Consider the following 24722-nt stretch of genomic DNA (forward strand, 5'->3'; position numbering starts at 1 on the left):
GCCACCGAGCGCGCTCGGTGGCGGGCCGGGCCGCCCACCCCACCTCTCCCCCCACGTGCGGGTGGAGTGGGCTCCCCCTCGTGACGCTTCGATCTCGCCGGATGTGACAGCCGGGCGCGATTCGGCCTCTTCTCGTGATCGGAAGCGTTTCGCCCGGTCCGGCGCCGTTCGGAGGTACCGACGGACCTTCGGCCCTAGGCCCCGGTTCCGGCCCCGGAACACGGTCGGACCACCAGGATCGGAGGCCCCGTGGAGAAGCTGGCGATCGTCGTCCGGGACGACGGATACGACAGGATGCTCACGCCCCTGACCTTCGCGTACCTGTACGCGAAGAAGGGTGCGCAGGTCGACATGCTCTTCGTCCTCTGGGCGGTGCGTGCCCTCACCAAGGACGGCGCCGCCGCACTGCGGGTCGACGGCCGGCACGCCGCCGACGAGGACGTGCTCAGACGCACGCTGAGCGAGGCCGGCGAACCGACCGACATCCTCGACTGGCTCACCTTCCTGGTCAGCACGGGGAAGGTGAACCTGTACGGCTGCCGCCTCGCCGCCGCGACCTTCGGCGTCGACGCCGCCGACCTCATCCCCGAGGCCACCGGGATCGTCGACGCCACGTGGTTCCTGGAGGAGAAGGCGCTCGCCGCGGACCACTGCCAGTACTTCTGAGAGGCGGAGCCACGCCCGCCACGAACCGCCGGATCTCGCCGAGCCGGTCCGGACCGTCGGCAGGGCTCACGACGGGTGGCGTGGGTCGTGATCGTCACGTCCTCACCGCATGCGGCCCAGCCAGCGGCCGGGATCGACCTCCAACGCGGCACGGTCCCACTTCCCGAGCTCGGCCGCCGCCTCGTAGGTGCTCTGCAGGAACTCCCGCACCACCCGGTCCGGGTCGTCGGCGGCGCGCACGGCCTCGTAGGGCAGCACGAACTGCTGGAACTCGGGGCTGAAGACCGCGCCCTCCGCCTTGACGGGGTAGCCGGAGAACCCGTCGGGCTCGGGGTAGGCGTAGGCGTAGAAGGCGCCCTCCTCGCCACCGCCGGGCCAGAACCCGCAGCTGGACAGCTCGTGGGAGTAGCCCTCGACCATCACCCAGTCCCCGCAGTTCGGCGCCCCACCCGGATGCGGCGGGGCCGGGCGCCCGGAGAACCGGGTGCAGGCCAGGTCCATCGCGCCCCAGAAGAAGTGGACGGGGCTGACCTTGCCCACGAACCGTGACCGGAACTCGCCGATCAGGCGGTTCGCCTGCAGCAACTGTCGCCAGAACAGGCCCGCAGCCTCGCCGTCGTAGGACGCGTGGACGTGGTCGTCGGGGAACGGGACGGCCGGGTCCACCTCGTTCGGCACGGGGCGGATCGGCGCCTCGACACCCAGCCGGCGCAGCACGGCCATCGTCTCGGCGTAGAAGTCGGCGACGGACATCGGACGCAGCGCGAGCCCACCCGTCCCGCCGTCGCTGCTGCGGACCTCGAGCCGATGAGCCACGAAGTCGAACTCGATCTCGAACGCACCCGCGCCGTAGGGGACCGTCGACGTGGTCAGCCCGCGCGGGCTGACGTACAGCGTCACCTGCCACCAGTGGTTGACCAGCGGCGCGTGCGCCATCCGGATCTTGCCGACGATCTGGGTCCACATGTGGAGGGTGTCCCGCGTGTCCGTCCAGTCCGCGACCCGCAGGACGGGCCAGGCAGGCCCCGCGCTCCTCTGCTCCGCACCCACAGTGTGCGCTCCTTCCGTCGGCGTCGGGTCCCGCCGGGTGGACTCGCGTCCCCAGCATGGAGGGCGGCCACGGGGCCGGCCACCCCCGAGGCGCCCCGCGTTCCCGGCCGGACAAGTACCTGGAGCCCGTCGCCACGACCACCCGCTGACTCCGGGGCACGCTCTGCGGGTCGTCCGCGACCGGCTACGGAGTCGGCGGCGTGGTCCGTTGCTTGGCCACGGTGAGGAGGACGGAGGAGTCCTCGAGGGCCTCCAGGGTGTGCCGGACCGCCGGCACCGCGATCAGGTCACCACGCCGCCCCTCCCACGACGTGCTACCGGCGCAGAGCCGCACCCGACCGTGCAGGACGTGCACCGTCGCCTCGCCGGGACTTTCGTGCTCCGCGAGGGCGGATCCCGCCGTGAGCGCCACGACGGTCTGCCGCAGCACGTGCTCGTGCCCGCCGTACACCGTCTGCGCACTACGACCGGCCGAACCGGTGGCCGCGCTCTTCAGCTGTTCCCGCGCCACCGCATCGAGGCTGATCTTGTTCGTCATCGCGTCTCCCCTGTCAGCCCACGGCGCTCACGGCGAAGCCGACGGTGGCGACGGCCAGCAGGACGCCTGACGTTCCGCCGGCGAGCGTGCGCGTGCGCCCTCCGTCGCGAGCAGAGGCGATGGTCCCCGGAGCAGGGACCATCGACCGAAGTCCGCCCGGCCCGGAAGCTGCGAAGGTCGCCGTCATGGGTTCGTCTGCACGGAGGTACCGGTGAGCCACGACGTCGGCGACGGGGCCGAGCGGACGTCGGCACGGATCGGTGTCCGGCCGACGACGGGTCTTGGGTGATCGCCGTGGGGGTGGAGCTGCGGGAGATCACCGACGACAACCGGAAGGCCGTGCGCGCACTCCGCGTCCGGCGCGACCAGAAGCGGTTCGTCGCCTCCGTGGCCGAGTCGCTCGAGGACGCGGCCGCGGAGCCGGAGGCCCGTCCCTGGGCCCGGGCCGTGTATCTCGACGACGAACCGGTCGGCTTCGTGATGCTGTCGTGGAACGCGCCGGACCGTCAGCCGGACGAGCGCTACTTCCTGTGGCGGCTGCTCGTCGACCGGCGCCACCAGGGGCGCGGCATCGGCAGGGAGGTGCTCACCACGATCGCGGACCTGGTGCGGGCGGAGGGCGGCGACGTGCTGCTGACCAGCTACGAGCCGGGCCCGGGCGACCCGGGGCCGTTCTACCGGCGGTTCGGCTTCGAGCCGACCGGTGAGATCGACTCCGACGGCGAGATCGTCCTGCGACTCCGCCTGCGCCCTCAGGGAGGTGCGAACCCGCAGGTCAGAGGTCGTAGTAGAGCATGAACTCCCAGGGATGCGGCCGCTGGCGGATCTGGTCGAGCTCCTTGGTCCGCTTGTAGTCGAGCCAGGTCTCGATCAGGTCCTCGGTGAAGACGCCGCCGTCGAGCAGGAAGTCGTGGTCCTCCTCCAGGGCCTCCAGGACGGCCTCGAGCGACGTCGGCACCTGGCGGATCGCCGTCATCTCCTCCGGCGCGAGCTCGTAGAGGTCCTTGTCGATCGGCTCCGGCGGCTCGATCTTGTTCCGGATCCCGTCGAGGCCCGCCTGCAGCATGGCGGAGAAGGCGAGGTAGGGATTCGCGGTGGGATCCGGAGAGCGATACTCCAGCCGCTTCGCCTTGGCGCTCTGCACGTACATCGGGATGCGGACGCACGCCGAGCGGTTGCGCTGCGAGTACACGAGGTTGATCGGGGCCTCGAAGCCCGGGACCAGGCGGCGGTAGCTGTTGGTCGTCGGCGCGCAGAACGCCAGCAACGCGGGAGAATGCTGGAGCAGCCCGCCGATGTAGTACCGGCCCAGGTCGCTGAGCCCGGCATACCCGGACTCGCTGTAGAAGACGTTCTGCCCGTTCTTCCACAGCGACTGGTGGACGTGCATGCCCGAGCCGTTGTCCGCGAACACCGGCTTGGGCATGAAGGTGGCGGTCTTGCCCGCCCGCCAGGCGACGTTCTTGACGACGTACTTGTAGTTCATGACGTTGTCCGCCATGTGCAGCAGGGACGAGAAGCGCATGTCCATCTCGGCCTGGCCGGCCGTGCCGACCTCGTGGTGCTGGACCTCGACGGGAATGCCCAGGTCGATGAGGGTCAGGGCCATCTCGCTGCGCAGGTCCTGGTGCTGGTCCATCGGAGGCACCGGGAAGTAGCCCTCCTTGTATCGGGGACGGTAGCCGCGGCTCCCCGGCTGCCCGGACGCCCAGACGCCCTCCACGGACTCCACGTGGTAGTAGCCCTCGTGCTGGTTCTGATCGAAACGCGCCCCGTCGAAGATGTAGAACTCCAGTTCGGGGCCCCAGTAGGAGACGTCGGCGAAGTCGGTCGCCTGCAGGTGCGCCTCCGCCTTCTGGGCGATATGACGCGGATCCCGCGAATAGCTCATCCGCGTGATCGGGTCGGCGACGAAACAGTGGATCTGGAGCGTCGGCACGTCGCGGAACGGGTCCATCACCGCCGTCGTCGGATCCGGCATCAGCAGCATGTCGGATTCGTGGATCTCCTGGAAGCCGCGGATCGAGGAGCCGTCGAAGCCGTAGCCCGTCTCCATGCCTTCCTCGGTCAGCTCGTCCACGGGGACGGAGAAGTGCTGCATCAGCCCGGGGAGGTCGCAGAAGCGGAGATCCACCATCCGGGCGCCACTGTCCTGTGCGAGAGCAAGGACATCGTCAGGGGTGTCAGGCATTTCCGACTCCTCGTTGAATCTCGCCGTGCCGTGAGAACCGGTCCGAGGTCGGTGGCCCGCTTCGCGGGTGAGCGGGCGCGGCCCGGACCGACGTCGACGCGTGCAGAACGCGGCCTGCGACCACGGCTGCCGAGGCGCGCACGTCTCCCGCACGCTGCTGGTCGCGGCTCGACGACGGTCCGACGCCGTGGCGGACGCCCAAGGTACCGGCGGGGCGTCGCCGAGCGCCAGGACGAGGACTCCACCCTCCTCGAGCGGGGCTCTCTCGCTGATCGCAGAGGTCGGGTGACGGCGCGGGCCGGTCAGCCGGCCGCACGGGTGAGCGTCACGTGCGTGACGCCGCTGGGCGAGGAGGTGGCCTCGATGGCGTAGTCCTTCTCGATGCCCTCCAGCCCGTCCCAGAGCCGGACGCCCCGGCCGAGCAGGATCGGGACCACCACGGCGTGCATGTGGTCGACGAGCCCGGCAGCAAGGAAGTCGCGGACGACCGTGGGACCTCCGCCGATGCGGATGTCCTTGCCGTCGGCGGCCTCACGGGCCGTCTCGAGCGCCTCGGCAGGCGATGCGTCGATGAAGTGGAACGTCGTGCCGCCCTCCATCTCGAGGGACGGACGCGTGTGACGGGTGAGGACGAAGACCGGCGTGTGGAACGGCGGGTTGGGACCCCACGCGCCCTTCCACCCGGGGTCCTCGTGCCACCCGGGGTGGCCGAACTTCCCGGCGCCCATGATCTCGACGCCGATCCCTGGATCGTGCCGCTGGACGAAGGCGTCGTCGACACCGCCGCTGCCACCGGGCTGCCACCACCGGGTGGTGAACATCCATTCGTGCAGCCTGTCCCCGGCATGGCCGAAATGTGCGTCCCGGCTCTGCCCCTCGCCGGTGCCGAAGCCGTCGAGTGAGACGGAGAAGTTGTGGACCCGGACGAGTGCCATGGTTCTTGCTCCCCTGTGATCGGTGACCGTGACGTCTCCCGGATGACCGTCCGGCGGCAGAGGACTCATCGCACGCAATGTGCGTCCGCCCATCAGTGGGCCCGCCCGAGTGGTCGGCCTTCCGTTGTCGCGGACCGTGGACCGGTTCACAGTGAAACGATCAGTACGGACGGCAATGACGCCGCACGACCCGAGGACGCCCATGTCGCTCACCGCAGCCACGCCTCCGAGGCGCCTGTTCGCAGGCCGCAGGGGGCTGATGCTCGTCAGCATCCTGCTCCTCAACTTCGTCGTCTGGCTCGACAGCGCGAAGTTCAGCCTGCTCAACCCGTTCTGGTCCGCCGACCTCCACCTGACGCCCGCGCAGATCTCCGGGGCCACGGCGAGCTACCTGCTCGGGTACTTCCCGCTGCTGCTGCTCGCCGGGATCATGGCCGACCGCATCGGCGCGAAGCTGATGCTGGTCATCTGCATCGTGGGGGTGACGGTGCTGTCTGCGACGATGGCGTTCGTCCACACCTACGAGGAGATGTGGTGGCGCAACTTCTTCTTCGGCATCTTCTTCGGGTTCCTCTGGGCACCGTCGCAACGACTGCTCTCGGTCTGGTTCCCGGGAGTGCTCAACGCCCGGGCCACCTCGGTCTGGATGAGCTCCTGCCTGGTGGCCGGCGTGATCGCACCGGCGATCGCGCTCCCGCTCGCCAACCACCTGTCCTGGCGTGACGCGTTCCTGATCGTCGCCGCGCTCGGCATCCCGGCGCTGGTCATGCTCGTGCTGTTCACCTCCAACAAGCCGGAGAAGCTGCGCGGCATCACCGCCGAGGAGATCGCCCTGATCCAGCAGGAGCACCGCGGCGCGACCGTGCGGGAGAAGCTGACCTTCCGCGAGCTCCTGGCCGCGCTGAAGAACCGCAGCGTGCTCACCATGATCATCGCCACGGCGTTCGCGACCACCCCCACCTGGCTCTCCGGGCCGTGGCTGCCCTACGGCCTGATCACCCTCGAGAAGGTCAACCCCGACACCGTCGCCTGGGTGAGCCCGCTGATCGCCGCCGTCCCCGTGCTGTTCGGGCTGGTCAACGGCACGCTGGTGGCCCGGTTCTTCGGCGGCCGGACGCGGCCGTGGCTGGTCCTCGGCCCGGCCTGCGGCGCGATCGGCTTCGCGCTCGGCGTGGTGCTGCACGACTCCAGCTGGGTCCTGTGGGGCTTCTTCATCGGCGCCTTCGCCTTCCTCTGCGACCCGATGTTCTGGGGCACGGTGAACAGCTACTGGTCCGGCATCGCCCGTCCGGAGGTCACCGGCACGCTCAACGGCGCCTCGGCGGCGATGCAAGTCGCGGTGGGCTGGATCCTCACCGACCAGAGCGGCAAGTGGATCAACTCGGCGGCGGAGGGTCGGGCCCAGCTCGACACCGTGTGGATCGTGGGCGCGATCGTGTTCGCGCTCGCGATCATCCCGGTCCTGCTCTCCCGCGAGGTGCGGGTACACCAGGCCGTGGCCGCCGACGCGGCGCCCACGGGGCCGTCGCTGACCACCGGCGGGGCCGTCGAGACCCGTCCTTGAGGGAGGAGTCGAGGAGCGCCTGGATGCGGCTGATCTCGTCACTGGTCTCCAACACCGCGCCACTGGACCGGGAAACCCGACAGATCACGCCAGCATGTCGCGGGGTCCTTCCGGCGATCACGAGCTACTGCGAGCGCCGTGCGCGGCGGCGAGGTCTGCGAGTTCGTCGCGGCTGGGGCCCTGCGGTACCGGTGGGCGCCAGCCGCTCGCATAGATCTCCGTGGCTCGTGGTCGCGCGGCATCCAGGCTCGCCGGAAGGGCCCGCATCCCGAGATAGGGCCCGATGAGCGGGAACAGCGCGGGGTCGGCCTGGGCGGCCGCGACGACCAGGTCGGAGGGCAGCGGCCGGGTGAGGTCGACGTCGGCGCCGGCCCATCGGCGGATCAGCTCGGCGTCCCAGTAGAGGTGGTCCTCGAACCACGGCGCGATGATGTCGGAGCACCAGGCGTCGAAGGCGAGGGTGAGACCGGCGAGGTCGCGCGCGTCGTCGTCGAGCAGGTGGAGGAGCTGCCGGGCCTGGAGCAGGGAGGTGGCGATGCCCCGTCCGACCGCGGGGTTCGTGGTGCACACGGCGTCGCCCACGAACACCAGCCCGGGCAGGGCCACCGCGCCGGTGTCGTCGACCTGGCCCTGATAGGTGTTGCGCAGGCGCCCGCCCGGCAGGACCGGCGTGAACGGGAGCGCCCGGTCGGGGTCGGTCCACGCGGCCAGCGCCGGGATGGCCCTGGCGGCGGCCTCGAACACCTCGGACAGGCGCAGGGCGGCCAGTGCCCGATCGTCGCTGGAGCGGGCGATGACGGTGGAGAAGATCCCGTTGTCGTGCAGGAACACGATGGACTGATAGCCCGGGTAGACGTCGACCTGGCCGAGCGGGAAGTTCATCGGCCCCGGCTGCGCGCCCGGGTGCAGGCGGTACTGGCGGGAGACGTAGGCGATGCCACAGTCCCCGCCCCGCGCCGGGGCGCGCCGGTCCTCGCCGAGCCGGCCGGCGCGACCGGTGGCCGCTATGACCAGATCGGCATCCAGGGTCGTGCCGTCGACGCGGACACCGGTGGCCCGGCCGCGGAGGGTGCACACCTCGTCGACGTGGCCGGTGTGCAGGTTCAGTCCCGGCCGGCGCTCGGCGGCCGTCCGCAGGACCCGCTCGAAGGTGGACCGGCGACACCGCACCGCCATCAGCGTCTCGGACCCGGCCGCGCCGTCCACGGGAGCGACGGTCACCGGCTCGGCGCCCGCGGCGAGGAGTTCCTCCCACACCTCGGGCAGCTCCGCCTGCAGCGCCTCGGCCACCTGGGCCCGCAGGGCGTGCGGGTGGTGGAACTGCATCACCCCGCGCCGGGGCCACGACCCGTCCGTTCGAGGGCCGGTGTCGCGATCGACCACGGTGACCCGGTGACCGCGCCTGGCCAGCGCCATGGCGGTGAACAGGCCCGTCGGCCCGGCTCCCACGACAGCCACACGCATGACGGTCTCCCACGACTCGGCACCATCGGAAGTGTCCTGCCAGGAAGGAGGGGTCGTCACGCCCCGGTGATTCGGACCCGGGATGGGAAAGAACCCCGTTGCGTCACGATCACAGCCGGGTTCTCGCCCGTGGGCCCGCCTCCGTGAGCACTCCGGCGAAGAAGGCGTCGAGTCCGGCGTGGTCGTCGAGCCCGAGCACGTGGGCCACGTACTGGTCCGGGCGCACCACGACGACGCAGCCCGCGTCCCGGTCGATGCCGCGCAGGTCGAAGACGTCCTCGGCGTCCGGGTCGGGGCAGAACGCCTTCTCGTGGTCGACGAGCCCGAACCGGCCCTTGCGGGGCAGCAGGACCGCCGGCAGGTCGGTGACCTCCAGGTCGCGGTGGTGCTGCTGGAACACCGCACGGACGTCGATCACGGAGTCCCGCTCGGCGCCCTTCGGGGTGTACTTCTGCAGGGGCGACGCGGGCGAGGCCAGGTGGTCGCAGAGGCGCCGCAGCGGGGTGTCCCGCTCGCCGGGGGCCCGCCGGTCGGCGAAGACGTAGAGGCGCCACGCGCCGTCGGCGCGCGCCACGTGCCCGAGGTGGATCGGCTTGGCGTCGGCCAGGCGGACGACCGGCGCCGAGTGGAACCGCGTCCCCACCTCGAAGCCCCGCGCGAGGTGCCGGGCCGGCTCCGCCGCGGTGATCATCGACGGCGCGTAGCGGACCGCGACGCCCGCGGTGAACCGGCCCTGCTCGCGGAAGTAGCGCTGGAACTCCTCGGGGTCGGGGTCGCCGCCGGTCGAGCCGGGGGCGGCACTGAACAGGGCCGCGAACTCGCGGTCGAAGTCGATCAGCTGCTGCGCGACCTCCTGCCGCTCCGCGGTGTAGGTGTGCAGGAGCTCGGGGCGGGCGGTGCCCCGCAGCACGGCGCCGAGCTTCCACCCGAGGTTCCAGGTGTCGGCCATCGAGACGTTCATCCCCTGCCCTGCCTTCGCGCTGTGGGTGTGGCAGGCGTCGCCCGCGATGAACACCCGCGGCAGCCGGCCCGGCTCGCCGTCCGGTCCGTCGGGCACGTCGTCGAAACGGGTGCACAGACGCTGGCCGATCGTGTAGACCGACCACCACCCGACGTCGCGGACGTCCAGCGTGTAGGGGTGCAGGATGCGGTTGGCGACCTCGGTGAGCTTCTCCGGGGTCACGCTGCGTCTGCGCAGCATCTCCTGGTCGCGCACGTTGTCGAGCTCGATGTAGAGCCGCACGAGGTAGCCGCCCTCGCGGGGGATGATCAGGATGCTGCCCTCGCCCGCGGACCGGATGGCGCACTTGCGCCGGATGTCGGGGAAGTCGGTGACCGCCAGGACGTCCATGACGCCCCACGACGAGTCGGTCGGGTCGCCGACGAGCTCGCGCCCGAGGGCGGCGCGGGTGTTGCTGCGCGCGCCGTCGCACCCCACGACGTAGCGGGCGCGGACCGTGGAGGAGGCGCCGGTCTCCTCGCCGCCGGCGACGTGCGCGAGGGTGACCGTCACCGGGTACTCCGCCGTGCCGCTCGTGTCGATCTCGATCCCGCTGAGGTGCAGGCCGTAGTAGGGCTCGAGGCGTCGGGGCGAGCGGGCCATGTGGTCGCGGAGGTAGGCGAGCATCCGCGCCTGGTTCACGATCATGTGCGGCATCTCGGACAGGCCGTCCTCGACGTCCGGGATGCGGCCCGTCCGCGTGATCCGCCCGGGGTCCTCCGCCTCGGGGCGCCAGAAGCTGACCTCGTTGACCTGGTAGCCCTCGCCGATCAGCCGGTCCGCCAGGCCGAACGCCTCGAACATCTCCACGGTCCGGCAGGCGACGCCGTCCGCCTGCCCCACCTCGAGCGGCCCGTCCCGGCGGTCGACGACGACCGTGTCGATATCCGGGAAGTTCGCCAGCTGCGCCGCCAGCACCAGCCCGGCAGGACCGCACCCGACGACGAGGACGTCGGCGGTCTCCGGCACCGACGGCGGGCGCTCGGCGGCCGCGGGGTGCGGCGCGGAGACGAACGGGTCCCCCGGCGCGTAGCCGTCGACGTAGAACTGAGCCATTCGGACTCCTCGGTCGGCGTGTCCCACTCGTCGCGGACGCTACCGCCGTTCTGCACAGAGCATCGCTACTCTTCTGCTGTGAAGAACAAGCCGGTCTACGGCATCCAGTCCGTGGACCACGCCCTGCACCTCGCGGCGCTGCTGGCACAGGAGGGGCCACTGCGGCTCAGCGAGGCCGCGGAGCGGCTGGGCGTGGCCCGGTCGACCGCGCACCGCCTGCTCGCGATGCTGGTCTACCGCGACTTCGCCGAGCAGCGCGAGGACCGCCGCTACGGCGCCGGCCCGGTGCTGCGGCGGCCCGAGGCCCCCGAGCCGGTCACCGAGCTGCGCCGGATCGCGCTGCCGCACCTGCACGCCCTCACCGACGCGATCGACGAGACCACGAACCTGATCGTCGTGGTGGGCGACCAGGCACGGTTCGTGGCCTCGGCCGAGTGCACCCAGGCCCTGCGGGTCGGTGACCGGGCGGGACGGGTGCTGCCCGCGCACCTGGCGTCGGGCGGCCGGACCGTGCTCGCGACCCTGGAGGAGGACCGGGTGCGCGCGCTCTACGAGCGCGCGGGCTCACCCGTCGCCGACGTCGACGCCCTCCTGCGCGACCTGCGCCGGGTCCGCCGCCGGGGCTTCGCGGTCAACGACCAGAAGACCGAGACCGGGGTGACCGCGATCGGCGCCGCGATCCCCGCAGCGACCGTGACCGGAGTCGCGGCCCGGGCCGCCCTGTCGATCGCGCTGCCCACGGCGCGTTACCACCGCGACCGGCTCCCCGAGTGGGTCGGACGACTGACCGCCGCCGCCGAGCGCATCGCGCGCGAGCTGGTCGACGACGGGGCGTGACGAGCCGGGGCGCCACGAGGACGCCACGGGACCCCGACTCATCGGCCGGCCCGTTCTGCCGCGAAGGACTTGAGCTCAACCCCGGTCGAGCTTCTACCGTTGACGCGAGATCGCCGGGCGGCCGGTGCCGTCGAGCCGGTGCCGGCTTGTTCGACCGGCGCGAACCGACAGGGGGCAACGATCATGGCCGTCGAGCTGAACCACACGATCGTCGCGAGCAAGGACAAGGTGGCCGGGGCGACGTTCCTGGCGGAGCTGCTGGCCCTGCCCGAGCCACGGGAGTTCGGGCCGTTCCAGGTGGTGGAGTTGGCCCACGGGCTGAGCCTGGACTTCGCCAGCACGGACGAGGACATCCACCCCCAGCACTACGCCTTCCTCGTCACCGAACCCGAGTTCGACCAGATCTTCGCCCGGATCACCGACCGGGGCATCCGCTTCTGGGCCGAGCCGCACCCGCCGCACGGTGAAGGCGAGATCAACACCAGGGACGGCGGTCGCGGTCTGTACTTCGCCAGCCCGGACGGCCACTACCTGGAGATCCTGACACGCCCCTACGGCAGCGGCGGCTGAGCAGGGATCGACCGCTGAGCTGATCGACTGGTACCACGGAGGTCCTAGGATCGTCGCCGACGCCGTGGGCCGCCGCTCGCACGAGCTGCGGCGGCCCACGGCCTGCGGCGGGAGGGAAGACTCCGATGGGCTCGTTCGACGTGCCGCTGGACGACGAACGCACCCAGCTCGATGCGTTCGTCGAGGAGTACCGGAGCGCCCTCGGGGCGACCCTCGACGGTCTCACCGAGGAGCAGGCCCGCCGCCGGCTCGTCCCGTCGGCGACGACGTTGCTCGGGCTGCTCAAGCACGTCACGTGGATGCAGCGGGTGTGGTTCGAGGAGTGCGTCGGCGGCACGTCCCGTCGGGAGCTCGGCCTGGTGCAGAGCCCGGAGGGGTCCTTCCGGCTCGCCGACGACGACACCGTCGCCTCCGTCACGGCGGCCCACCGGGAGGCCTGCGCGACGGCCCGGGCGGCGGTCGCCGACCTGCCGCTGGACACCGTCGTGACCGGCCACCGGGCCGGGCCGCGGACGCTGCGCTGGGTGTACCTGCAGGTCCTGCGCGAGCTGGCCCACCACTGCGGGCACGCCGACATCCTGCGCGAACAGGTGCGTGCCGGCTGAGTCACGTCCCAGGCAGTCGCTGGTCGAGGCCACGTCGGCACCTGCGGAAGTGCGGCGACGCGGGGATGATCGACGGGTTCCGCCCGCCCGCCGCTGCCCGCGGGGCCGCCGGCGATGCCGTACGGCGTGTCCTCCCGTGGGCACTACGCCCAGCGGAACTCGCGGAGCCCGTCGGCGGTCACCAGCCGGCCGAAGGACAGCGCCGGGAGGTGTGCGGGGGCGAACAGGTCGCCCGTCTCGGCGAGCTCGTCCGCGAGGCGCGCGCGCACGGCGTTGGCGGCGACCCGGTCGACGTCGAACATCCCCTCCCACTCGGGGTCGGTGAGCTCGTTCACCGTGTGCACGACGTCCCCGAGCAGCAGCGCGCGTTCGCCGCCGTCGCTCACCACGAAGACGGCGGAGCCCGGGGTGTGCCCCGGCGCCGGACGCGCCCGCAGGCCGGGCGCGAGGTCGGTCTCCTCGTCGAACGTCTCGAGCTGGGCCTCGACGGGGGACAGCGCCTCCAGCATCGCGTCCTCGGCCGCGGGGCCGGTCATGAAGTAGGCCCAGTCCGCCGCGTGCACCCGGTACGTCGCCCGCGGGAAGGTGGTCTCGCCGCGCGTGGTCGACCAGCCGACGTGGTCCACGTGCAGGTGCGTGAACACCACGTCGGTGACGTCCTCCGGCTCGACGCCCAGCCGCGCGAGGTTCGCCACAAGCCCGCCCGTCTCGAACGCCTCGTGGATGAACCCGTTGCCGGCTCCGAGGTCGACGAGGATCGTGCGGCCCCCGGTACGGAGCAGGAACGAGCCGATGTCCATGTGGATCCGGCCCTGCTCGTCGAGCGGCTGGTGCGGGCAGTCCCAGGCCGACCCCCGCACGTGCCGCACGGCCATGTCGAGCGGCAGCCGTGCGGTGCCGTCGAGCACGGGGACGATCTCGAGCGCTCCGACCTTCACTGCTCCCCCATCCTCAGCACGACCTTCCCCACCACTCCGTGCTCGACGCGGTCCTGGGCCGCGGCGACCTGCTCCAACGGGTATCCCACCACCGGCAGCGCGGTGAGGGCGCCGACGGCGAGGGCGTCGGAGGTCCAGCGGACCGCCGCCGCCAGCTGCTCGGCCGCCAGCCCGTAGAGCAGCGCGAACTGCAGCGTGACGTTCCCGCTCATCAGCGGCCCGCCCGCCAGGCGCAGCTCCGGCTCCGCGGCGTAGGTCGAGATGGTGCCGCCCGGGGCGAGGACCGCCAGGTCCAGCTCCATGTTGGCGGCCGGGGCGACCTCGACGACGCGGTCGACGCCGCCCACGAGGTCGCCGATGCGCCGCGCCGCCTCCGGCTCGGTGTAGCGGACGACGTGATCGGCGCCCGCCTCCAGCGCGAGCACCCGCTTCTCGTCCGAGCTCACCGTGGCCACGACCTCGGCGCCGGCGTGCTTGGCCAGCTCGATCGCGTAGTGGCCCACCGCCCCCGCCCCGCCCGCGACGAGGACGGTCCGTCCCTTCACCGCCTCCGGGCTCCCGCCCAGGCAGTGCGCCGCCGTCAGGGCGGGCACACCGAGGCACGCCCCGAGGTCCGCGGACGCGCCGTCGGGCAACGGGACAGCCTGCACGGCGGGCAGCACCGCGTACTCGGCGGCGGTGCCCCAACGGTTGCGGTAGGCCGCCAGGTAGGTCCAGACCCGCTGCCCCACCGCGAGCCCGACGACCCCGCCGCCCACGGCGTCGACCACGCCCGCGCCGTCGTGGTGCGGGACCTGGAACCCGTCCGGCCGGCGGCGGGTGAGCCCGGCGCGGGTCTTCCAGTCGGTCGGGTTGATCCCCGAGGTGAGCATCCGGACCCGCACCTCGCCCGGTCCCGGCTCCGGCACCTCGAGCTCGACGATCTCGAGCACCTCGGCGGCCGGCCCGGGCCGCCGGTACACCGCTGCCCGCATCACGACCGCCGCTCCTGCACGAGCCCGTGGTAGTGCCGGACCGCCCGCTCCGGGTCGAAGCGGGCGCGCCAGCCCAGCTCGTCGGCGATGCGGGCGGGGTCCAGCACCATGTAGGCGGGCTCCGCGGCGCCCATCGGGTTCAGCCCCGCCCCCACCTGCAGCTCCGCCTCCGGGACGACCCGCCGGATCACCTCGGCGAACTCGGCCACGGAGAACGCGCGACCGCTCGACACGTTGTAGGCCCGGTGCCGCAGCGGCGCGGGGGCCTCGGCGACGGTCGCGATCGCGTCCGCGGCGTCGAGGACGTAGAGCAGGTCGTCCCGCTCCTCGCCGCCGTGCTCCAGCGCGAACGGGCGGCCCGCGGCGGGCAGCTCGACCATCGAGCTGTACACCGACACCAGGCCGATACCCGTGGCCGCGCCGTGCCGCTGCAGCTTGCCGGGCCCGTAGATCGTGGAGAACCGCAGGCTGACGCACTCGACGTCCGTGGTGCGGCCGTACCAGTCCAGCACGTCCTCGGCCGCCGTCTTGGTGATGTCGTACATCCCGCGGGGCAGCCGGGCGTCGTCCTCGCCGATCGCCTCGTAGGTCGGGAAGCCGCGCTTGCCCGTCGTCGGCCCGTAGACCGCCTTCGAGCTGGTGGAGACCACCCGCCGGACGCGCGCCGCGGCCGCCGCCGCGGCGACCTGCGCAGTGCCCCCGATGTTCACCGCGATCGCCGTGTGCGGGTCCCGGTCGCAGTCCACGAACGCCGCGAGGTGGACGACGCACGCCGCCCCGCTCATCGCGGCGGTCAGCGCCGCCCCGTCCCGGATGTCCCCGACGACCAGCTCGATCCGCTCCGCCACGTCGCCGACCAGGGAGAGGTCCTCGCGGTTCTCGAACACCACGACCTCGTGCCCCCGGCCGAGGAGCTCCCGGACGACCCAGGCGCCGTTCACCCCGAGCCCTCCCGTCACCAGCACACGCATCGGGTCATCCCTCCTCGGCGAGCCGTCGGAACGACGGGACCATGGGTGCGTACGCGGACATCCCACCATCCACCACGAGCACCTGGCCGTTGATGAACGCCGCCTCCGGGGAGGCGAGGAACAGCGCGGCCAGCGCGACGTCGTCGGGGCGCCCCAGCCGCGGGGCGGCGACGTGCTCCACGAGCACCTCCGTCTGCGCCGCGGAGTACATCGCCTCGGTGCCGGGCGAGATGATCGGGCCGGGCGCCACGACGTTGCAGCGCACGCCCTGCCTGCCGTACTCCACGGCGATCGACCGCGACAGCCCGATCACGCCGGCCTTCGCCGTGGCGTAGGCCGGCCGGGACTCGAGCGAGAGCCACGCGACCAGCGAGGAGGCGTTGACGATGCTCCCGCCGCCGGCCCGCAGCATGTGCGGCACCGCGTGCTTCGCGGTGAGGACGCAGCCCATCAGGTCCACGCCCAGCTGCCGCGCCCACACCGACGGGTCGCTGTCGGCCACCGGGACGTCCTCGGGGACCACCCCTCGGTTGGACGCGTAGTTCTGCAGCACGTCGACGCTGCCGAAGGTCCGGACGGTGAACCCGACCAGCTCCTCGACCTCGGGCTCCGCCGAGACGTCCGCGGCGAACGGCTCGGCCACCCCGCCGTCGTCCCGGATGCGGTCCGCCGTGGCCACCGCGGTCGCCTTGTCGACGTCCGCGACCACGACCCGGGCGCCCTCGCGGGCGAACAGCTCCGCCGTCGCCGCGCCGATGCCGGAGCCCGCCCCGGTGACCAGCGCGGACTTCCCGGTCAGCCGCCCGGGCCTCATGTGGAGGCCCGCCGCACGGAGGCCGCCGTGAGCACGACGACCAGGGTCACGAGTCCGGCCGCGGTCATGTACCAGGCGGGGGCCAGCTTGTCCCCCGACAGCTCGATCAGCAGCGTCGCGACGAACGGGGCGGTGCCGGCGAACAGCGCCGAGCCGAAGCCGTACGCGATACCGAACCCGGAGACCCGGACCTGCGTCGGGAAGAGCGCGGCGAACAGTGCCGGGATGGCGCCACCGAACGCGGCCACCGGTACCCAGAGGATCAGCTGGCCCAGCAGGGCCGGCCCGAAGCCGCCGAGCCCGATGATCAGCAGGCAGGGGTAGGGCAGGACCACGGTGAGGACGCACGCGAGGACGAGGACCGGCCTGCGGCCGTACCGGTCCGAGAGGTGTCCGAACAGCAGGACCATGGCGACCCCGACGGTCGTCGAGAGGACCACGGTCGTCAGGGCCGGCACGGCGGGCATGCCGATCACCGACCGGATGTAGGTCAACACGAACGCCTGCAGCGTGGCGGACGCGATGTTGAAGCCGATGCAGATCCCGAGCACGGTCAGGAACGCGCGCCAGTGCTCCCGGAAGAGGCTGCGCAGCGGGCTCTTCACCCGCGCGTTCTCCGCCTTGACCTCCTCGAACTCCGGCGACTCCGCGATGCGGTACCGCAGGTAGAGCCCGATGGCCAGCAGCGGGAAGCCGAGCAGGAACGGCACCCGCCAGCCCCAGCTGTTCAGCGTGTCCGCGCTCATCGAGATGGTGAGGACCAGGACCACGAACGCGCCGAGCACGCTGCCCGCGGTGGAGGAGAAGAACGCGTAGGAGCCGTAGAGGCCGCGGCGGTGCCGCGGGGCGTGCTCGACCAGGAAGCTCGCTGACGTCCCGAACTCGCCTCCCACGGAGAGCCCCTGGAGCAGACGGGCGACACAGAGGAGCAGCGGCGCGACGATGCCGGCCTGGGCGTAGGTCGGCATCACGCCGATGAGCACCGTGGTCACGCCCATGATCAGGACGGCGACGGCGAGCGGCAGCCTGCGTCCGCGCCGGTCCGCGAGCCGGCCGAACAGGATGGCGCCCACCGGCCGCATCACGAAGCCGACGGCGTAGAGGGCCAGGGTGGACAGGATGGCGGCCAGCGCGTCGCCGGACGGGAAGAACAGCTGCGAGATGACCGGGGTCAGCGACGCGAAGATCGCGAAGTCGTAGAACTCCAGCGCATTGCCGGTGCCCGCGGCGACGACCGAACGCCGCGAGAGGGTGGTGACGCCGGGCGGGGCGAGCGCGTCGCTCGCGGCGTCCGGCGGGGATGACTGAGACAACGTTGTCCTCCGATCATCGGGGGGTGGGTCAGACCGTGACGGGAGCGGTCACGCGGTCGAGCCGGGGGACGACGTCCTCGGCGAAGCGCCGCAGGCCGCGGACCGTCTCGTCGTGCTCCATGTGCCCGGCCTGCCCCATGAGCAGCAGGTGGCCGAATCCGCCGACGTGGTCGTAGAAGCGCTCGATCTGGCCGGCGACCGTGCTCGCGCTGCCCGCGAAGACGATCCCCTGCTCGATCAGCTCGTCCAGGGACATCGAGGCCAGGTCCTTCTTCGCCGGCCCGCCCTGGTCGCGGAGCAGCGCCGGGTCGTGCACCGCGCTGTGCGCGCGGAGGCCGGCGGCCCGCAGCTGGTACGGGATGTAGCCCGGCGGGTAGAGGAACTCCGTGGCGACCTTGTTGGAGTGCAGGTACCAGAGCAGCTTGCGGGCGCCGTCGAGGCCCTCCTCGTCGGTCCGCCCGGTGTAGACGAGCGCCGCGTAGCCGAACCGGTCGTCGCCGGGCGTCGGCAGGCCCTGCTCGGCGCAGCGGTCACGGTAGACCTGGTAGACGGCCCGCGTGCCCTCGTACCCGGTGAGGAACGTCCCGAGCCGGTAGCCGTGGTCGGCGATCCGGGCGGCGCTGGTGGGGCTGACGGCGGTGACCCACACCGGCGGCGTGGGCTCCTGGTAGGGGCGGGGCCAGATGTTGACCTGCCGGTGGTGGAAGAACTCGCCCTCCCAGTTGAACGGCCCGTCGTGGGTCGACCAGGCGCGGGTGACGAGCTCGATGGCCTCCCACATGCGCTCGGTCATCCGGATCGGCTTGGTGTTGGTCGCCGAGACCTCGTAGGGCACCCCGCGGACGAACCCGACATCGAGACGGCCGTGGCTCAGCAGGTCGACCAGCGCCATCTCCTCGGCGATGCGGACCGGGTCCTTGCGGTTCGCGACCGGGTTGCCCAGCAGCAGGATCCGCGCCCTGCTCGTGACCCGCGCGAGCACCCCCGCGACCACCGGCGCGACGGAGTTCATGCAGGTCGCCGTGGAGTGGTGCTCGTTCACCATCACGTTCAGGCCGCACTCGTCCGCGACCTGCCACTCGCGGATGTAGCGGTCCCACAGACCGGCCGCCCGCTCGGGGTCGATCACGCCGTTCGGCAACGTCACCCGGATCGACCCGTAGCTGTCGGGGTCCGGCAGGTACGGGTAGGCCGTCTCGCTGAAGTGCCAGTGCTGCACGGGGGTGCTCCTCTCCTGTGGTGTGCGGTTCAGACGGCGGACTTGGCGATCAGCCGGGCCACGTCCTCCGGGCACTCGACCTGCGGGCGGTGCCCGGCCCGCTCGACCAGCTCGAACCGTGCGCCGGGGATCCGGCCGGCGAGGCCCCGGCCGTAGCCCGGCCGCACGATGCCGTCCCGGTCGCCCCAGACGACCGTGGTCGGCACGGTGATCCGCCAGGTCCAGTCCAGCAGCCGCGGGTTGTGCATGTAGGGCTCCCACCCGTAGGTCACGAGCGCCTCCTCGTTGCGGGCCATCTCGAGGACCGCCGTTGGATCCGCCCGGCCGAGGTCGCCCAGCCCCCGGCTCTCGTCCGCGTAGAGGTGCCGGTCCAGCTCCGCGTGCGGCGTCGCGAAGAGGTCGACCACCTCCCGCTCGAGGGGCCCGCCGAGCTTGACCCCGAGCGAGTCGACGAGCACGAGGTGCGAGATCCGCGCGCAGCTGCGCACCGCCATCTCCATCGCGACCCACCCGCCGAACTGCAGGCCGACGAGCGTCACGTCCGTCAGCCCGGACCGGTCGAGCCACTCGAGGTAGAGGTAGGCGAGGTCGTCGACGGAGCGGCACCAGTCCGGGCGCGGCGACCGGCCGAAGCCCGGGTGGCTGGGCGCGACGACGGAGAACTCCTCTGCCAGGGCGGCCAGGAAGGCCGCGTCCTCCTCGGCGCGCTCGGCGCCGGGGAGCACCAGGGCGATCCGCTCCCCGTCGCCGTCGACGCGGGTGTCGAGGTGCACACCGTTTCCGAACTCGACGCCGCTGCGGGCGTCCACGAGATCCAGCGTCTGCACGATGCCTCCAACGGGGCTCCGACGGCCCCCACGGTTTGCTGCGGTCCGGGTCGGGGCCTCCTCGGGAGGCGCCGTCGCGTCCGGTGTCGGGAAGTCTGGTCGGCCGCGGCGGCGGTGACTGTGACCTGGATCCTGCGACCTCTCAGCGCGCGCCGGTCGGGGCCGCGGTGCCCGTCGCGCTGCGCCCGCCGTCCACCACGTACTGGGCACCCGTGGTGTTGGAGGCCAGGTCGGAGCAGAGGAACAGCACGACGTTCGCGACCTCCTCCGGCGTGGAGTACCGGCCGGTGGGCTGCGCCGCCCGGTTCCGGGCGGTGAGCCCGTCCGGGTCGTCGGGTGCGATCTGCTCCTCGAGCCTGCGCATCGCGACCGTGTCGACCGGGCCAGGGCACACCGCGTTGACCCGGACGCCCTGCCGGGCGACCTCGCCTGCCGCCGCCTTCGTCAGCCCGATGACGGCGTGCTTCGAGGCGACGTAGGCGGGCGCCCCGGGCGTGGCGATCAGCCCCGCCACCGAGGCCGTGTTGACCACCGCGCCGCTCCCCTGCTCGATCATGTGCGGCAGGACGTGGCGCAGGCCCAGGAACGCGCCCTTCACGTTGACGGCGATCACGGCGTCGAAGTCCGCCTCGTCGTACGCGGCGGTGGGGGCGACCGTGCCGCCGATGCCGGCGTTGTTGACGAAGCAGTCGATCCGGCCGAACTCCTCGAGCGTCGTCCGGACGTAGGCCTGCACGTCGGCGGAGCGGGTCACGTCCGCGACCACCGCGACCGCCTTGCCGCCCTCCTCCCGGATGCTCCCGACCGTCCGCTCCGCCGCGGCGGCATCCCGGTCGACCGCGACCACGGCGGCGCCGTGCCGGGCGAACGCGAGGCACGCGGCACGCCCGATCCCGCTGCCGCCGCCGGTGACCAGCGCGACCTTGCCGGTGAAGTCCATCGTTGGCTCCTTCTCAGTAGTGGACGGCGCCCCGGTTCCCTCCCGCGACGCCGACGGCGTCGCCGGTCACGGCGGCCGCCCGGGGCGAGCAGAGGAACACGACGACCGTCGCGACCTCCTCCGTCGTGACGAGCCGGCGCAGGCTGGTGGCCTCCGCCAGGTGCGGCGGTTTCGGCGCGACCGGGCCGGGGTGCACCACCGTCGCACTCACGCCGTGCGGGCCGAGCTCGTCGGCGAGGTTGGCGGTGAGGGCCGCGACGGCGACGTTGCGGATCGTCCCGGAGACCGAGCCGGTGCGACGGGCGTTGAGCCCGGAGACGTTCACGATCCGCCCCGAGCCCTGCCGGATCATGTGTGGGGCGACCGCGCGGGCGCACCTCAGGTAGCCGAGGACCTTGGTGTCGAAGTCCGCCGCCACCTCGCCGTCGGTGAGGTCGGCGAGGGGCGGCGGTGCCCCGGCGGAGGGCTCGGCCGCGGCGTTGACCAGCACGTCCACGCCACCCCACTCGGCCGCGACCCGGTCCACCATGGCGCGGACCGAAATGTCGTCCGTGGTGTCGGTGGAGATCGCGAGGACGTCCGGTGTCGCGAGCCCGCGCGCGGCATCCCGGAGGCGTTGCCCGTCCCGGGCGACGAGCGCGACCCGGGCCCCTTCGGCGACGAGCCCGCGGGCGACGGCGAGTCCGATGCCGCGCGATCCGCCCGTCACGATCGCTCGCGCGCCTCCCAACTGCAGGTCCACGGGCTACCCCACCGCCGTGGTCGTCGTCGCGGTCGAGGCCACCGTGTCCGACGCGGCCCGGATCGCCGCCGCCGTCGCGCCGGCCGCCGCGGTCGACGCGCCGCGCAGGACGGTCAGGATCCGTTCGACCGCCTCGGACGTGTCCTCGCTGCACCGGTCGACCAGCCCGTGGGCCGTGGCCTCCTCCGCCGTCCAGACCTCACCGCCGTAGAGCAGGAGGCCGGCCGGACCGGGCCCCACGACCTGCACGAGGCGCTGCACGTGGACCGGTTCGTACACGATGCCGTGGCGCAGCGCGGGGATGCCGAACCGCGCGCGGGGCGAGCAGATCCGCACGTCGCAGGCGAGGGCGAGGCTGCAGCCCGCCCCCAGGCACGGGCCGTCGATCTCGGCGAACGTCGGCGGGGCGAGGTCCCGCAGCCGCAGGACGGTCCGCTCCGCCAGCTCCTGGACCCCGCCGACGTACTCGGGGTCCGGGGTCCGCAGCTCGGCCAGGTCCGCGCCCGCCGAGAAGCTCCCGCCGGCACCGCGCAGCACGACGGCGACGAGGTCGCGGGTGCGGTCGAGCGCGTCGAGGTGCCGGTGCAGCATCGCCCACATCTCCCCGGTCAGGGCGTTGCGCTTGGCCGGTCTGTCGATCGTCAGCCAGGCGACCCGGTCCCGGGCGTCGAGCCGGACGGTCATCCGCCGACCACGTGGTCATGCCGCAGGACCTCGATCGCCGCGCCGTCGAGCCCGATCTCCTCGAGCAGCACCACCGTGTCCTCCCCGACGACGGGTGCCCGCCGGCGGGCCCGCGGGGCGCCGTCGGCGATCAGCGGGGTGTTGACGATGCGCCGGTGCCCGAACCGCGCGACGTCGCTCGGGAACATCTCCCGCGCGGCGTACTGGGCGTCGTCGAGCATCTGCGGGATGTCGTTGACCGGCCCGCAGGGCACCCCGGCCGCTCGGAGCCGGTCGATCCAGGAGTCCCGCGGCGCGGTGGCGAACCGGGCCTGCAGCAGCGCGGCGAGCTCCTCGCGGTGCACGAAGCGCGCGTACTCGCCCTCGAAGCGGGCGTCCCCGGCGAGGTCGATCCCGAGCACGGCGCACAGGTCCTTCCACGAGCGCTCGGTCGCTCCGATGACGAGCACCGCGTCGTCGCCGCAGGTGAAGGCCTCGTACGGCGCGGTGAGCCGGTGCGCGGTGCCCAGCGGCCCCGGCGCCTCCCCCGTCCCGACGAAGTCGGCGACCTCCCACAGCGACCATCCGGCGATCGTGTCCGCCAGCGAGACGTCGATGTGGGCGCCCCCGTGCCCGGCGCGCGCCCGGCTCAGGGCCGCGAGCACACCGATCGCCCCCCACATCCCCGTGCCGAGGTCCCCGATGGGGTAGCCGGCCTTCGCCCGCTCCCCACTCGTGCTCCCGGTGACGCTCAGCAGACCGCCGTACGCCTGCGCGACCAGGTCGATCCCCTTCGCGTCCCGCATCGGTCCGAACTGCCCGAATCCGGAGATCGAGCAGTAGACGAGGTCCGGGCAGTCGCCCTTGAGGTCGTCGTAGGACAGGCCCTGCCGCGCGAGCGCCCCGACCCGGAAGTTCTCGACCAGCACGTCCGACCGCGTCGCCAGGCTCCTGACGATGTCCCGACCGCGGTCGGTCTTGATGTCCACGGCGATGCTGCGCTTGTTGCGGTGGATCAGGTCGAACGGCAGCGGCACCTGCTCCTCGCCGACCAGCCGGCGCCGGAGCGAGTCGCCCTCCACCGGCTCCACCTTGACGACCTCGGCACCGAGGTCGGACAGGATCGTGGTGCAGTAGGGGCCGGCCAGGGCACCCGTGATGTCCAGGACCCGGACCCCGCTCAGGAAGTCAGGCACCCGAGCCCACCCCTCTCACGACACGCCTCAGCACGGCGATCTCCTCCACCAGTTGACGTTCGCTCACCGCGGCGCCCCGGACCCCCAGGGACCCGTGGTACGTGCCGGGGAACAGGTGCAGCTCCACACCGACGGCGGCGGCCAGCAGCGACCGCGCGAAGTCGATCGCCTCGTCGCGCAGGGGATCGAACTCGGCCACCGAGACGTAGGTGGGCGGCAGTCCCGCCAGGTCCGCGGACCGCCCGGGCGCGGCGAGGACCGGCACCTCGGCGGTGCCCCGCTCGACCGGCCCGAGATAGGCGGACCAGCAGACCTCCACGTCGCGCCGGGTCAGCGCAGGGGTGTCGGTGAACCTCCTGCTGCTGGCGGTGGCGAGACGATCGTCGAGCACCGGCGAGGCGAGGAACAGGAAGCGGACCGGCGGCCCGCCCCGGTCCCGGGCCCACAGCGCCGTCGCGGTGGCCAGGGCACCGCCCGCGCTCACCCCGTGCACGACGACGAGCGCGGGGTCGACCCCCAGCTCGCCGGCGTGCTCGTGCAGCCAGACGAGTCCGCTGTGGACGTCCTCGACCGGCGTGGGGAAGGGCCACTCCGGCGCCAGCCGGTAACCCACCGAGACCACGACCACCCCGACCTCACGCGCGATCTCCACGTTCCGCGGATGGGCCGCGTCGAGGTCGCCGAGGATGAAGCCTCCGCCGTGCACGTGGAGAACGGCGCCGGGGCCGCGGGGGCGGTCCGGCCGGTACACCCGCAACGGGACGGCGTACCCGTCGGCTCCCGTGCAGGTGTGGTCCTCGACGGTCACGCCCGCCTCCGCGGCGGGGCGCGGCGGCACCCGGCTCGCCGCGATCCGGCGGGCCGCCGCCACGTCCGTGCGGTCCACATGCGGCAGCGCGGCGACGGACGCGACCAGGTCCTCGTCGACGGGGTACGGGCTCACTCGTCCCGCACCCCGCCCCAGCCGCCCAGCGGCGTCGACGCGAGCGACCGCAGGAGCCCCGGGTCCTCGATCCAGATCTGCCGCCGCGAGCGACGGATCGCACCCGTGTCGCTCAGCTTCTTCAGCGCGCGGGCCACGACCTCCCGCACCGAGCCGATGGCGCTCGCGAGCTCCGCCTGGTCCGTCTGCACGAGCAGCCCCTTGACCGTCGGGGTGGCCATCTCCAGCAGGTGCCTGCTCACCCGCTGCTGGACGGACCCGAACAGGTTGTCCTCGAAGTAGGCCACGGTCTCGTAGGTCGACTCCGCGAGGTACACGGCGACCTGGTAGCTGAGCGCGGCGTGCGTCCGCATGAGGCGCCGGAAGGTGTTCGGGTTCAGCAGGGAGACCTCGCAGGTGGTGACCGCGTGCAGCGACGCGGGGGCGCCGTTCGTGAGCATGGCCGGGACCGCGGTGATCTGGCCGACCGTCATGTACCGCGTGGTGACCTCGCGCCCGTCCCAGGAGGTGATCTGCGCGCGGATCCGGCCACTGTGGATCAGCGCGACCAGGTAGTCGCCCTCGGTCGCCCGGCAGATGCACACCCCGGCGGGGTAGGTCACGATCCGGCTGTCCCCCAGGAGCGCGTCCCGGATCTCCGGGTCCTGCCCGGAGAGGAAGCTCTTCGACCACGCCTCCACCGCCGCCGCCGACGCGCTCATCCCTC

General features: G+C 72.7%; 25 protein-coding genes. 6 read left to right on the forward strand and 19 right to left on the reverse strand.

Annotated elements, in window-relative coordinates; genetic code table 11:
• Nucleotides 1-249 precede the first annotated feature (249 nt).
• The gene (locus tag AB0B41_RS00005) at nt 250-666 is read left to right on the forward strand and encodes a DsrE family protein (RefSeq protein WP_358197215.1); all 417 of its coding nucleotides are present in this window, start codon (nt 250-252) and stop codon (nt 664-666) included.
• A 102-nt stretch (nt 667-768) separates the two neighbouring features.
• On the opposite strand, the gene AB0B41_RS00010 is transcribed toward AB0B41_RS00005, so the two are convergent.
• Together AB0B41_RS00010 and AB0B41_RS00015 are read right to left on the reverse strand one after the other, a co-directional pair.
• A complete protein-coding gene (locus AB0B41_RS00010) occupies nt 769-1716 on the reverse strand; it encodes a DUF5996 family protein (protein ID WP_358197216.1) in 948 nt (315 codons plus the stop codon).
• A 184-nt stretch (nt 1717-1900) separates the two neighbouring features.
• Nucleotides 1901-2254 (reverse strand): cupin domain-containing protein, encoded by a 354-nt coding sequence (locus AB0B41_RS00015; RefSeq protein WP_358197217.1) that lies wholly within the window; start codon nt 2252-2254, stop codon nt 1901-1903.
• Nucleotides 2255-2539: 285 nt separating this feature from the next.
• Here AB0B41_RS00015 and AB0B41_RS00020 point away from each other — a divergent pair, with 285 nt between their 5' ends.
• Entirely contained in the window at nt 2540-3052 is a 513-nt protein-coding gene (locus AB0B41_RS00020) for a GNAT family N-acetyltransferase (protein WP_358197218.1), read from the forward strand.
• On the opposite strand, the gene glnA is transcribed toward AB0B41_RS00020, so the two are convergent.
• Together glnA and AB0B41_RS00030 are read right to left on the reverse strand one after the other, a co-directional pair.
• Nucleotides 3030-4445 carry a type I glutamate--ammonia ligase gene (gene glnA / locus AB0B41_RS00025; RefSeq protein WP_358197219.1) on the reverse strand — a complete coding sequence of 472 codons (1416 nt, stop codon included), beginning with the start codon at nt 4443-4445 and terminating at the stop codon, nt 3030-3032. The genes AB0B41_RS00020 and glnA overlap by 23 nt on opposite strands.
• A 302-nt stretch (nt 4446-4747) precedes the next feature.
• Nucleotides 4748-5380 (reverse strand): dihydrofolate reductase family protein, encoded by a 633-nt coding sequence (locus AB0B41_RS00030; protein WP_358197220.1) that lies wholly within the window; start codon nt 5378-5380, stop codon nt 4748-4750.
• Between the two features lie 259 nt (nt 5381-5639).
• On the opposite strand from AB0B41_RS00030, the gene AB0B41_RS00035 reads away from it, so the two are divergent.
• Complete coding sequence (locus tag AB0B41_RS00035; protein WP_358197221.1) at nt 5640-6944, forward strand: MFS transporter; 1305 nt, start codon at nt 5640-5642, stop codon at nt 6942-6944.
• A gap of 117 nt (nt 6945-7061) precedes the next feature.
• On the opposite strand, the gene AB0B41_RS00040 is transcribed toward AB0B41_RS00035, so the two are convergent.
• Entirely contained in the window at nt 7062-8492 is a 1431-nt protein-coding gene (locus tag AB0B41_RS00040; RefSeq protein WP_358197767.1) for an FAD-dependent oxidoreductase, read from the reverse strand.
• Between the two features lie 25 nt (nt 8493-8517).
• A complete protein-coding gene (locus AB0B41_RS00045; protein ID WP_358197222.1) occupies nt 8518-10464 on the reverse strand; it encodes an FAD-dependent monooxygenase in 1947 nt (648 codons plus the stop codon).
• A 78-nt stretch (nt 10465-10542) separates the two neighbouring features.
• Between AB0B41_RS00045 and AB0B41_RS00050 the strand changes: the two genes are divergently transcribed.
• The 3 genes from AB0B41_RS00050 to AB0B41_RS00060 all read left to right on the forward strand — a co-directional run bounded on the left by AB0B41_RS00050 (nt 10543) and on the right by AB0B41_RS00060 (nt 12476).
• Complete coding sequence (locus AB0B41_RS00050; protein WP_358197223.1) at nt 10543-11301, forward strand: IclR family transcriptional regulator C-terminal domain-containing protein; 759 nt, start codon at nt 10543-10545, stop codon at nt 11299-11301.
• 183 nt (nt 11302-11484) lie between these two features.
• Nucleotides 11485-11871: a VOC family protein gene (locus AB0B41_RS00055; protein ID WP_358197225.1), complete on the forward strand. Its 387-nt coding sequence runs from the start codon at nt 11485-11487 to the stop codon at nt 11869-11871.
• Nucleotides 11872-11996: 125 nt separating this feature from the next.
• Complete coding sequence (locus AB0B41_RS00060; RefSeq protein WP_358197226.1) at nt 11997-12476, forward strand: DinB family protein; 480 nt, start codon at nt 11997-11999, stop codon at nt 12474-12476.
• A 143-nt stretch (nt 12477-12619) separates the two neighbouring features.
• Here the strand turns inward: AB0B41_RS00060 and AB0B41_RS00065 are convergent, their stop codons facing one another.
• The 13 genes from AB0B41_RS00065 to AB0B41_RS00125 form a co-directional block, all read right to left on the reverse strand.
• On the reverse strand, nt 12620-13414 hold the full coding sequence (locus AB0B41_RS00065; protein WP_358197227.1) for an MBL fold metallo-hydrolase: 795 nt from the start codon (nt 13412-13414) through the stop codon (nt 12620-12622).
• A complete protein-coding gene (locus tag AB0B41_RS00070) occupies nt 13411-14388 on the reverse strand; it encodes an NADPH:quinone reductase (protein WP_358197228.1) in 978 nt (325 codons plus the stop codon). The genes AB0B41_RS00065 and AB0B41_RS00070 overlap by 4 nt, the downstream gene beginning before the upstream one ends.
• Nucleotides 14388-15359 (reverse strand): NAD(P)-dependent oxidoreductase, encoded by a 972-nt coding sequence (locus tag AB0B41_RS00075; RefSeq protein WP_358197229.1) that lies wholly within the window; start codon nt 15357-15359, stop codon nt 14388-14390. Before AB0B41_RS00075 ends, AB0B41_RS00070 begins: the two co-directional genes overlap by 1 nt.
• A 4-nt stretch (nt 15360-15363) precedes the next feature.
• Nucleotides 15364-16173: an SDR family NAD(P)-dependent oxidoreductase gene (locus tag AB0B41_RS00080; protein ID WP_358197231.1), complete on the reverse strand. Its 810-nt coding sequence runs from the start codon at nt 16171-16173 to the stop codon at nt 15364-15366.
• A complete protein-coding gene (locus tag AB0B41_RS00085) occupies nt 16170-17486 on the reverse strand; it encodes an MFS transporter (protein ID WP_358197232.1) in 1317 nt (438 codons plus the stop codon). The genes AB0B41_RS00080 and AB0B41_RS00085 overlap by 4 nt, the downstream gene beginning before the upstream one ends.
• Nucleotides 17487-17514: 28 nt before the next feature.
• The gene (locus AB0B41_RS00090) at nt 17515-18705 is read right to left on the reverse strand and encodes an LLM class flavin-dependent oxidoreductase (RefSeq protein WP_358197233.1); all 1191 of its coding nucleotides are present in this window, start codon (nt 18703-18705) and stop codon (nt 17515-17517) included.
• Between the two features lie 29 nt (nt 18706-18734).
• The gene (locus AB0B41_RS00095; protein ID WP_358197234.1) at nt 18735-19532 is read right to left on the reverse strand and encodes an alpha/beta hydrolase; all 798 of its coding nucleotides are present in this window, start codon (nt 19530-19532) and stop codon (nt 18735-18737) included.
• Between the two features lie 142 nt (nt 19533-19674).
• Complete coding sequence (locus AB0B41_RS00100; RefSeq protein WP_358197235.1) at nt 19675-20472, reverse strand: glucose 1-dehydrogenase; 798 nt, start codon at nt 20470-20472, stop codon at nt 19675-19677.
• Between the two features lie 13 nt (nt 20473-20485).
• Complete coding sequence (locus AB0B41_RS00105) at nt 20486-21214, reverse strand: SDR family oxidoreductase (protein WP_358197236.1); 729 nt, start codon at nt 21212-21214, stop codon at nt 20486-20488.
• Between the two features lie 3 nt (nt 21215-21217).
• A complete protein-coding gene (locus AB0B41_RS00110; RefSeq protein WP_358197238.1) occupies nt 21218-21898 on the reverse strand; it encodes an enoyl-CoA hydratase/isomerase family protein in 681 nt (226 codons plus the stop codon).
• The gene (locus AB0B41_RS00115; protein ID WP_358197239.1) at nt 21895-23073 is read right to left on the reverse strand and encodes a CaiB/BaiF CoA-transferase family protein; all 1179 of its coding nucleotides are present in this window, start codon (nt 23071-23073) and stop codon (nt 21895-21897) included. Before AB0B41_RS00115 ends, AB0B41_RS00110 begins: the two co-directional genes overlap by 4 nt.
• Nucleotides 23066-24016 carry an alpha/beta hydrolase gene (locus AB0B41_RS00120; RefSeq protein WP_358197240.1) on the reverse strand — a complete coding sequence of 317 codons (951 nt, stop codon included), beginning with the start codon at nt 24014-24016 and terminating at the stop codon, nt 23066-23068. Before AB0B41_RS00120 ends, AB0B41_RS00115 begins: the two co-directional genes overlap by 8 nt.
• Nucleotides 24013-24717 (reverse strand): Crp/Fnr family transcriptional regulator, encoded by a 705-nt coding sequence (locus AB0B41_RS00125; RefSeq protein WP_358197241.1) that lies wholly within the window; start codon nt 24715-24717, stop codon nt 24013-24015. Before AB0B41_RS00125 ends, AB0B41_RS00120 begins: the two co-directional genes overlap by 4 nt.
• Nucleotides 24718-24722: the final 5 nt, after the last annotated feature.

Source organism: Pseudonocardia sp. NPDC049154, from assembly GCF_040648315.1.
Lineage (GTDB): Bacteria > Actinomycetota > Actinomycetes > Mycobacteriales > Pseudonocardiaceae > Pseudonocardia.